The following is a 7,799-nucleotide window of genomic DNA, read 5'->3' as shown; positions in this document are numbered from 1 at the left end:
GTGGCGCTGAGCACGGTGCCGGTGCGGCAGCTGCTCATGCCCGCCATCAACCGCGCCACCGACGCAGCGCAGCGCCGCCGCTTCCAGTGGCTGCACAGCCTGTCGGTGCTCATCACGCTGGGCCACATCGGGGCCACCGGCTGGCTGCTGGCCAGCACCGTCTGAACGCGCCACGCGCCTGCGTTGCCCGACACCCCACACGCCATGACGCGCCGCCGTTCCCTGCAGGACATCCACAGCCTCGACGACCTCAGCCGCCTGGACCAGGTGGTGGTGGACAAACGGCTGGGCCAGCGCTCGTCGGCCAAAAAGAACCGACGCAACCGCCACTACGAAAAACAGTTCATCCGCAACACCCTCACCCACCACGCAGCAGCAGCGGCCAGCGGCCTGTGGGGTGGCGACGCAGGAGACGAAGAGAGCGACGACCCCCGGGCCTGACCAAGGGCCCCGCTGGCCACCACGGCACCCTGGCCAGCGACGGGCTGGGCCGGCCGTGGAGCGGGTTGCAGGAGCGGTTGGAAGACGTCGAAGTGACGCCCGAGTGGATGGGCGGGCGTGCATCGCGTCGGGCGCGAAGCAGTCACCCACCGTCTGCAGGGTGCCAGGGCCTGGCACCCCTGGTTCACTTGCGCAGGTCGCTGCGTTCCTGTTCGTACTCGTCGTACGTTTTCTGGTTGACGCGGTCCCGGCAGGCGCGGTCTGCCCCCGGGGGCTGCCGGGTGCACTGGCTTTCGGCCCCCATGCGCACGCTTTCGTACCAGGCCTGGGTGCTGCACCCCGCCAGCCCGATCACGAAGGCCGCGATGGAAACGCTCGGCAGGACTCTGTTCATGTGGTGCTCCTGAAGTCTGTACGGCCTTGGGTGCTGGAACCCGCCTCAACCGGGGTGGTTGTACCGCGCCCACCCCTTCGCCCGCAACTCGCACGCCGGGCAGGTCCCGCAGCCGTAGCCCCAGGACTGCCGGTGCTCGCGGTCGCCGAGGTAGCAGGTATGGGTGTGTTCGACGATGAGGTTCACCAGCGCATCGCCCCCGCCGGCCACGCCGGAGGCTTCGCCCAGCTCGCGGGCCATCTGCCAGGTCTGGGCCTTGTCGATCCACATCAGCGGGGTGTCGATGAGGAAGCGGTGGTCCATGCCCAGCGACAGCGCGACCTGCAGCGCCTTCATGGTGTCGTCGCGGCAGTCGGGGTAGCCGGAAAAGTCGGTTTCGCACACGCCGGTGACGATGACCTGGATGCCGCGGCGGTAGGCCAGCGCGGCGGCCAGTGTGAGGAACAGCAGGTTGCGGCCCGGCACGAAGGTGTTGGGCAGGCCGCTGGCTTCCATCTTGAAAGCGGTGTCGCGGGTGAGCGAGGTGTCGCTGACCTTGCCGAGCACGGCCAGGTCGAGCACGTGGTCGTCGCCCAGGCGTTCGGCCCACTGCGGGAAGCGTGCGCGCAACTCGCGCAGCACGTTCAGGCGGGCGGTCATTTCCACGTGGTGGCGCTGGCCGTAGTCGAAGCCGATGGTTTCGACGCGCGGGTAGCGGGCCAGGGCATGGACGAGGCAGGTGGTGGAGTCCTGACCGCCGGAAAACAGGACAAGGGCGCTGGTGTGGAGGCTCATGCCGGAATGGTAGTGCCCCCACGCTCCGCCGCTGCGCGGGTCGCTGCCCCCCAAGGGGGCTGGGCCTGCCTTGGGGCGGCCCGGCGTCTGGCCCGGTGCGCCGATGCCTCAACACCCGGCGCGCGTGCCTGTTCCAGGGCACCCGTGGAACGGGCTCTGCCCGGCCACAGGGTGCGTCGCCCTCCAGCCGCAGGCCAGAGAGGGGGAAGCCGCGTCAGCGGCGCAGGGGGTGTGATGCATCGCCACTCGGCGCGCGTGCCTGTTCCAGGGCACCCGTGGAACCGGCTTTGCCGGGCCACAGGGTGCGTCCCCCTCGAAGCGCCGCAGGCGCGCCACGGAGGGGGCTGAGGACCGCGGCTCCAAGCCTGCCTGCGCAGGCTTGGACGGGACGAAGAGGCATCGGCTCTGACGATGCCGCGGCCTGCAAGGCGCGCGTCAGCGGCGCAGGGGGTGCCTTCTACCCCCTCCGCTGATCGCGACTGGTGCCGAGCATGCGCAGCAGGCCGCGGTTGGCGTGTTCGAGGCTGATGCCGTGGTGGTCGCACACCTGCGGCAGCTGGGCCAGCTGGGCCGGGTGGCCCTGGGCGCGCGAGACCTCGAGGTAGGCGTTGTAGGGGCCGGTCTCGCGCAGCAGCGCGTCGTAGGCGCGGCCGGGCAGTGGCAGTTTGCCCAGCAGTTCGGGCAGGGGCTTGTGCAGCAGCCGGTCGAGCTGGCCGAACAGCGCGGTGAGGAAGACCTCGGAGCGCAGGTTGTCGTCGGACCCGCTGTCGAGCAGGTGCTGCGCCAGGCGGGCGCGCATGACCATGCCGTAGCGCACCGGGTGCAGGGCGCTGTCGCTCTCTTCGCTGGCGGCCAGCTGCTCGGCCAGCCAGGTGTCGAGGGCGCCGAAGCCGATCATCATGAGGGCGTGGCGCAACGATTCGATCTCGCGGCTGAGGCCGTAACCGGCCGAGTTGACGCGCACCAGCAGGCGGTGGACCAGCACCGGGTCCTGGCGCACGTAGCGTTCGATGCGGTCGAGCGCGGCGTCTTTTTCCAGCGCTTCGCGCACCTGGCTGATGACGGCCGGATCGCAGGGCACCGGGCGGTGGCGCCAGCTGTGCAGCACGTCTTCGTCGGGCCATTCGAGCAGGCCCCAGGCGCCGGCCTCGTCCAGGCAGTGGTCGGCCAGCGAGCGCGAGCCCACGCCTTCGTAGATCTGCCCGGGCACGATGGGGCTGCGCTGCGGCGGCACCGGCTGTTCTTCGGTGGGGCGGGCCTGCAGGGCTTGCAGGGCCTCTTCGGCGCTCAAGCTCAGCAGGCTGCGCGTGTCCAGCGGCGCGATGATCTCGCCCCGCACATCGGCCAGGGCCGCGTGGCGCAGCAGGGTGTGGCCGCGCCGGGCCGCCACCGACAGGTGGGCCAGCCCGTCGGGGGTGGTGAAGCTGGCGCCCGGCACCTGCAGCCAGGTGTTGGCCACGGGGGTGCAGGTCATGGCCTGTTGCCACAGGTTGGTTTGGTCAAAGGCCAGCACCAGCGGGGGTGCCGACAGCGGCCAGTCTTCGTCCAGGATCTGCAGCAGGTGCTCGGCGTCCACGCCTTCGGGCTGCACGGTGTGCACGCTCAGGCGCACGGCGGCCAGCTGGCGCGCGCGGTTCCACACGGGCTGGTAGCCCAGGGCGATGCTGTCGAGAACGGTGCTGCGGCTCATGGCGTGAAGGGTGAACGGTCAGCCCACATATTGGAAGAGCGACATCTTCTGCACCTGGGCGTAGGCCGTCATGGCCGCCTGCAGGCCGGTCTGCTGGTTCTGGAAGTCGGAAATGCCCTGGACCATGTCCAGGTCCTCCAGGTCGGACTTTTCGGCCGCGTGGTCCAGTTTGCGGTCGGACAGCAGGCTGTCGATGCGGTCGGCCCGGTTGAGCCAGGCACCGGTCTGGCTGCGCGCGGCGAGCAGCCGGTCGTGTCCGGCGTCGAGCTCGGTCAGCGATCGGCCCAGGGTGTGCACCAGCGACGCGCTCTGCCCGGTGCTGGCGCCCTTGAGCGCGTCGATGGCGGTCTGCACCACCTGGAACAGGTCGGTGGGCGCGGTCACGGCCTTGACGTCCAGGCTGTCACCCGACGCCGGTGTGCCCGACACCTGGAACGCGATGCCGTCGAATGCGAGCGTGGCGCCCGGGGTGTAGGGCGCGTTGGCGACGGTGGCGCCAGTGGCGGTGTCGGTCACGCTGTATTCCATGACGCCAGCCACGTCGGCGAAGCTGACGGTGTAGTCGTGCCCGGTGACGGCCGAGGGGTTGCTCACCCGGCCGGTGTCGGCGCGCACGCCGCCGGTGTTCGCGCTGCCCAGGTCGATGGTGAAACTGCCGTTGCCGGGCGGCACCTTGAGGAAGACGGCTTCGCCGTCCATCGCCTGGGGCAGCGCGTTGTTGCCGCCGGCCTCCTGACCGCGCTGGCCGTCAAAGCGCACCGTGCCGCCGGTGGGGCCGTAGACCTCGACGAACGGGGTGGACGAGCCGCCCAGGCCGCCGAAGAGCGTGCGCCCGGCGCTGTCGCGCTGGTTGGCCACACCGAACAGCTGGTCGCGCAGGCCTTCGAGCTCCTGCGCCAGGTTCTTGTATTCGCGGCTGCCGTAGGTGGCGTTGCCGGCCGCCACCAGCACGTCGCGCATGTCCTGCACCAGCGAGCCGGCCTGGCCCAGCGCACTTTCGGCCTGGGTGATGCTGGTGCGCGAATGCGCCAGCGCGCGCTGGTCGGCCGCGACGCGCGAGAGCTTGTTCTGCGCCGACTCGGCCAGCACCGCGGCCACCGGGTCGTCGCTGGCGCGCAGCACGCGTTTGCCGGTGGAAATGCGCTCCTGCAGGTCGCTCAGTTCGGCCTGGCGCTTGTTCAGGTTGCCGATGGTGCTGTCGTAGCTGTGGGCGGTGGCGACTCTCATGGCGATCTCGCTTTAGGGGGCTGTGCGTTCAGCGGAGCGTCTGCAGCAGCGTGTCGAACGTGCTCTGCGCCACCTGCAGGTACTTGGCCGCGGCCTGGTAGGACTGCTGGAACTGCAGCAGGCGGGCGGCTTCTTCGTCGAGGTTGACGCCGGACACCGCGGCGCGCGCGGTCTCGGTGCTGCTGGCCACCTGGCCGGAGAAGCTGGCCTCGAACTTGGCGCCCTGCACCGAGGTGCCCAGGTGCGAGAGCAGGCTGCCGTAACCGTCGGACAGGGCCACACCGTCGAAGGTGGCGAGGTCGCGCAGGGCCAGCATGGCCTTGGCGTTGCCAGCGTTCTGCAAGGTGCTGCCCGCGGGCGATGCGGCAATGTCCAGCGTGTCGCCGGCAGCGGGGCTGCCGCGCAGCGTCAGGCTCCAGCCGTTGAACACCAGCGGCTGACCCGCGGTGTAGTTGTAGGTGGCGGGCGGGCCGGCGTTGTCTGGCGGCGGGTTGCCCGGGCCCAGGCCGGTGGCGGTGAAGGTGCCGTCGGACTGGAAGGTGATGCTGACCGGATCGGTCAGGTTGGGCGAGGCCTGCACCGCGTACAGGGCCTCGATGCTCAGGCCACCCGCGTTGGTGGTGGCGGGCGTGACCTGCACCGGGCTGGCCGCCGCCAGGTGCGTGGGCGAGCCGATGGCCACCTGCATGTTGCGCGCCGCGTCGGCAAAGGGTTTGACACGGAAGCGGTCGCCCACGTTGCCACCGCCCGCATCGAGCTGGAAGCTCAGGCCGTCCAGCTCGGCGGGCAGGCCGGGAAAACTGGCGGTGTGGCCGTCGGACAGGCGCACCACGCTCACGCCGGCGGCGTCGAAGCGCACTTCGTAGTCCGAGGCCTGCAGCGCGGTCGGGTCGCTCACGCTGGCGTGCAGCTCCGCGGTACCGGTGTTGGTGCTGGCGGGTTTGCCCGGCGCATCGGCCGCGGGCACGAAGAAGTCGCCGCCCGGGTTGCCGGCCAGATCCACGCCCAGGCGGTTCTGCGCGTTGACGGTGGTGTTGAGCGCCAGCGCCATGCGGCCCAGCCGGTTGCGCATGTCGGTCAGGTCTTCGCTCATGTAGGTCATGAGGCCGCCGAGCTGACCGCCGACAGAGGCATCGGCCAGCTCCGAGGACACGCTGCCCTGCACGAACGAAATGTGGAACTGCGCGCTGTCGGCCACGTCGCGCGTGACGGCCAGGCTGTTGGCGCGCTGGCCCAGCACCAGAGGCTGGCTGCCGGCCACGAACACGCTCAGGCTGCCGTCGTCGGCGGCGATGGTGCTCAGCTGCACGTACTGGCTCAGCTCGGTGACCAGCGCGTCGCGCTGGTCCAGCAGGTCGTTGGGGGCACCACTGTTGCCCCGGCTTTCGATGATGCGCTGGTTGGCCGCGGCGATGCTCTGGGCCAGGCGGTTGACGGTGGTGACGGTGCTTTTGGCCTGCTCGCCGCCGCTGTAGGCCAGGTTGTCGAGCTGGCCGGCGGTGTCGCGCAGGCGGGCGGACATCTGCTCCCCCTCGGCCAGGGCGACCACGCGGGCCGCCAGATCGGTGGGCGAAGACGCGATGTCCGACCAGGCGTTGAGCATGTCGTTGAGCGCCACGCCCAACCCGTCTTCCCCCGTGGGGAACAGGGTCTCGAGCTGCTGCAGGCGTGTGTAGCGTTCGCTGTCGGCCGCGGCCAGCGAACCGGCCAGCTGCGCTTCGCGCGTGAGGTAGGCGCTGTGCGCGCGGCTGACCGTGCCGATCTCGACGCCCTTGCCAAAGTAGTTGCCACCCAGGACCTGGTAGCCCGAGGACACCATGTCCACCGACTGGCGTGAATAGCCTTCGGTGTTGACGTTGGCGATGTTGTGGCCAATGACCTGCAGCGCCGTGAGGTTGGCGTTGAGGGCCCGCGCGCCGATGTTCAGGGCAGCAGACATGCAAACCTCCCGATGACCCGGTCATGAACACCGTGGAACCGGCTTTGCCGGGCCACAGGTGTTGCCCCTTGAGGGGGATGCGGCCACACGCAGTGGGCAAGCAACGGGGTGGTCATGTCTGGGCGCGCTGCAATTGCAGCGTGGTGTTGATGGCGCGGCTGAGCTTGGCGGCGTACTGCGGATCGGTGGCGTAGCCGGCCTTCTGCAGCCCGGTGGCGAAGCCTTGCAACGACGCGATCTGGTCCATCGCCTGGTCGTAGCGCGGGCTGTTGCCGATGAGCCTGGCGTAGTCGCGGAACGAATCGGCGTACGAGTCGTAGGCGCGGAACTTGGCCACCTGCTTGCGCGGCACGCCGTTGACGTATTCGGTGGTCACGACCTCGGCGACCTTGCCCTTCCAGCTGCTGGTGGCCTTGATGCCGAACAGATTGAACGAGTTCGAGCCGTCGCGGTGGCGGATCTCGCTCTTGCCCCAGCCGGTCTCGTGGCCGGCCTGGCCGATCATGTAGCTGGCCGGGATGCCCGATTCGCGCGCCACCACTTCGGCGGCCTGGGTGTGCTGGCTCACAAAACCGGCCTGGCGCGAGCCGGTGCCGACACGACCGACGGTGCTGGGCAGGGCGTTGACCGCTGCGCCCCCAGGGGTGGTGGCGCTGGCGCCGCCCATCTGGCGGCCCAGCTGGCGCTCGATGGCTTCGGACAGCCCGCCGGGCAGGCCCGAGAGCTGCACCGCGAACTGCTGGTCCAGCAGGTCGGTGCCCATGTCGCTGCCTTCGTTGTCCATCAGGCCGGACTTGCTGGTGGCCTCGCGCATGCTCTTGATGAGTTCGCGCATGAACAGCGATTCAAACTGCTTGGCCGCTTCCTTGAGCGCGGCCTTGTCGCCGCCCCCGCCCGTGCCGTAGCGCAGCGCATTGAGCGCCGACGGATCGGCTGCCAGGCCCTGGAAGGACAGCGCCTGCGTGCTGCTCACACCAGACTCCAGCGATGGGTCTGCGGGCCGCGCGCATGGGGGCGGCGCAGGGCCATGGCATTGACGCGCAGCAGACCGGTGGCCGGGCTGCGCACGCGGGCGCTTGCGCTCGCATGGCGGCGGTGCCAGTCCAGCGGACGGTCCATGGCGGCGGCCGACGGGTCGCAGCAGCACAGGGGCAGGAGCATCGAGTACATGTCAGATCACCTCGAGTTCGGCGTTCATCGCGCCAGCGGCCTTGATCGCCTGCAGGATGGCCAGCAGGTCCTGCGGCGTGGCGCCCAGGGCGTTGAGCACGCGCACCACGTCGGCCAGTTTGGGGGCGGCCTCGACGTTGATCAGCTCGCCCTTGTCCTTGGCA

The 7,799-nt window shown here is 70.1% G+C and carries 9 protein-coding genes; 1 reads left to right on the top strand and 8 read right to left on the bottom strand.

Annotated features, from left to right (window positions below):
* The first annotated feature begins 204 nt into the window (after positions 1-204).
* Positions 205-441 (top strand): hypothetical protein, encoded by a 237-nt coding sequence (locus ACR2JA_RS18245; RefSeq protein ID WP_434010489.1) that lies wholly within the window; start codon positions 205-207, stop codon positions 439-441.
* 184 nt (positions 442-625) lie between these two features.
* Here the strand turns inward: ACR2JA_RS18245 and ACR2JA_RS18240 are convergent, their stop codons facing one another.
* The 8 genes from ACR2JA_RS18240 to ACR2JA_RS18205 all read right to left on the bottom strand — a co-directional run.
* Complete coding sequence (locus tag ACR2JA_RS18240; RefSeq protein ID WP_434010488.1) at positions 626-835, bottom strand: hypothetical protein; 210 nt, start codon at positions 833-835, stop codon at positions 626-628.
* Between the two features lie 45 nt (positions 836-880).
* Positions 881-1,609, bottom strand: coding sequence for a 7-cyano-7-deazaguanine synthase QueC (gene queC, locus ACR2JA_RS18235; protein ID WP_434010487.1), 729 nt, complete (start codon positions 1,607-1,609; stop codon positions 881-883).
* Between the two features lie 457 nt (positions 1,610-2,066).
* Positions 2,067-3,299, bottom strand: a complete 1,233-nt coding sequence (locus ACR2JA_RS18230) for an HDOD domain-containing protein (RefSeq protein WP_434010486.1) — start codon at positions 3,297-3,299, stop codon at positions 2,067-2,069.
* A gap of 18 nt (positions 3,300-3,317) precedes the next feature.
* Positions 3,318-4,526: a flagellar hook-associated protein FlgL gene (gene flgL / locus ACR2JA_RS18225; protein ID WP_434010485.1), complete on the bottom strand. Its 1,209-nt coding sequence runs from the start codon at positions 4,524-4,526 to the stop codon at positions 3,318-3,320.
* Positions 4,527-4,554: 28 nt separating this feature from the next.
* On the bottom strand, positions 4,555-6,465 hold the full coding sequence (gene flgK, locus ACR2JA_RS18220) for a flagellar hook-associated protein FlgK (RefSeq protein ID WP_434010484.1): 1,911 nt from the start codon (positions 6,463-6,465) through the stop codon (positions 4,555-4,557).
* Positions 6,466-6,577: 112 nt separating this feature from the next.
* Entirely contained in the window at positions 6,578-7,438 is an 861-nt protein-coding gene (gene flgJ / locus ACR2JA_RS18215) for a flagellar assembly peptidoglycan hydrolase FlgJ (protein ID WP_434010483.1), read from the bottom strand.
* Complete coding sequence (locus ACR2JA_RS18210) at positions 7,435-7,635, bottom strand: hypothetical protein (RefSeq protein ID WP_434010482.1); 201 nt, start codon at positions 7,633-7,635, stop codon at positions 7,435-7,437. The genes flgJ and ACR2JA_RS18210 overlap by 4 nt, the downstream gene beginning before the upstream one ends.
* 1 nt (position 7,636) lies before the next feature.
* On the bottom strand, positions 7,637-7,799 hold a 163-nt coding region (locus ACR2JA_RS18205), incomplete at its 5' end, for a flagellar basal body P-ring protein FlgI (protein ID WP_434010490.1).

Origin of the sequence: Hydrogenophaga sp., from assembly GCF_051007235.1 — a bacterium.
GTDB lineage: Bacteria > Pseudomonadota > Gammaproteobacteria > Burkholderiales > Burkholderiaceae_C > Hydrogenophaga.
This window is presented reverse-complemented; position numbering and strand designations above follow the sequence as displayed.